At 54.3% G+C, this 1,923-nt stretch carries 2 protein-coding genes; one reads left to right on the top strand and one right to left on the bottom strand.

Annotated elements, in window-relative coordinates; translation table 11 throughout:
* Positions 1 to 173: 173 nt before the first annotated feature.
* Positions 174 to 914: a cold-shock protein gene (locus tag ACW9JE_RS30510; protein WP_457434879.1), complete on the bottom strand. Its 741-nt coding sequence runs from the start codon at positions 912 to 914 to the stop codon at positions 174 to 176.
* Between the two features lie 504 nt (positions 915 to 1,418).
* Here ACW9JE_RS30510 and ACW9JE_RS30505 point away from each other — a divergent pair.
* Positions 1,419 to 1,718 carry a DUF6124 family protein gene (locus ACW9JE_RS30505; RefSeq protein WP_457434878.1) on the top strand — a complete coding sequence of 100 codons (300 nt, stop codon included), beginning with the start codon at positions 1,419 to 1,421 and terminating at the stop codon, positions 1,716 to 1,718.
* Positions 1,719 to 1,923 lie beyond the last annotated feature (205 nt).

The following is a 1,923-nucleotide window of genomic DNA, read 5'->3' as shown; positions in this document are numbered from 1 at the left end:
AAAAAGCCCGGCCTGATCAGCCGGGCTTTTTCGTGCACGATTTCGCCATCGCCACGAAACACTGTAGGAGCGAGCACGCTCGCGATGGTCGTCAGCAATGACGCTGGATGCCTGACACCCCGCGGCGCTCCTGCCCCCATCGCGAGCATGCTGCGATTTTTTGCCAGATGAAACTAAAGGTGCTTGTCTCGTTTGCCAGAAAGTACGTTTTGAACAATCACCACAACAGCTTTCCACAGGATGAGCGACCCACTGAAAACCAGCTTCAATATGCCCGCGAATGTATCTGGGAGCACCAGTCTGGCTGCCTCCGCCGCCGCGAGTGAGGCGTTCATGGTTTCAATCCATCCATCGAATTCCTTCTCCCACTGCGCGGAACTGTCAATAAGCCTCTGATCCGTAGTCTGGATAGTCCGCTGTACATTGACAAAGTCACCTTTGAACCGGTGCCTCGTGTAGTGGTAATTGGAGAAACCGTGCCGGTGTATCGACTTTTCAAGCCGCACGTTGAGAACCGCGTTTCCGCGCCGCTCCTTGCACATTCGCACCAGCGCAGCTTTGGCCTCCTGAATCGTACCTGATTCCGACCACCCGCTTCCGAGCATGTACTTGACGCGAAACCCATTAGGCTCGTTGTCCTCGGTCCATATGAAATGCCTCGGCGACTCAAAAGCCGCTCCGGACTTTGGCAGGTCGCCGGGAACTACGTTAACTGCTTTATAGCCCTTCGCGGTCGGCATTCCCATGAAGTCAACCTGCTGACCGTCGACAAGCTCTGCGCCGTTTACGTTTTCCCTATGCACAAAATAGTTGCGACCATCATCCCCGAGAATGAAACCGAATCCTCTTTCAGGTATGAAACTGCAAACAATACCCTTGGTACGCAGAGGGCTCTCTCCAGCTTGATCCGTCATATACAACACTCCATATCCATCGATGGCAGCCAAAGATGCCAGAACTCAGGTATCTGGAGAGTTGCTTGATGTGCGGTAATTATTGCAAGAAACATCGGCATCACTTCGAGCTAAGCGCTTGCGTAGGACGCACAGTATTGCTGCTTAAACACTCTTTGTGAGTGCATGTTTAAAGCCTCCTGCAGTTAACAGATAAAAACTACAAAACCTTGCGCCACTGCCTACCGCTACGCCAGAATCCGCCGGCTTGTGCACCCTGGGGTCGCTCAGTAACTTGATTCGCGTCACTGACCTCTCAGTGATGCGGGTTTAGCAGCTCGCGATTACTCAGCTGTGCGTGCATCTGTCATGCAGGTCGTTCATTGCCTGCACTTGATGGTGGCTGTACGTGGGGCGCCCTCGGCGCGCCGGATTGCTGAGTTTTCCGGTCTGCTAACCCGCGTGCAGCTGCCTCCCACTGTTTAGCAGCAGGTGGGTTGGCGCATCATCAGGAAAACTCAGCGTATGAAGAAGCCTTCACCCAATCCCCCTAACAACAATCCCACCCTTGACCCCATCACCACCGCCAAAATCAAAGCCACACCCCGAACACCCGGCACACTCTTCACCGTAAATCCCAACATCTCGACCGCAGACCTGATGGCCTATCTGGTCGAAACCCTGGCCTCGGTGGATGTGATGGTCCATCACCTGGTAGACCACCTGGACGGCGATTCACGCAATGCGCTGCTGGGAATTTCCAACAGCGTCATGCTGGCGGAGATCACGGCGAATCGGGTGCTGGATCAGATTGATCCACCCTGAACAGGAATGCATACCATTGTAGGAGCGAGCTTGCTCGCGATGGACGCCAACGAAAACGCTGGATAACTGACACCCGGCGACGATCTTGCGACCATCGCGAGCATGCTCGCTCCTACAGGTGATGCGTTATCACCGATGGCGGCGGTTGGCCTGCGGCCTTATCAATGCCGTCGATGTTCACAATCACTTCAATGAAGTTCTCTTA

The organism is Pseudomonas sp. SDO55104_S430, from assembly GCF_054070595.1.
This window is presented reverse-complemented; position numbering and strand designations above follow the sequence as displayed.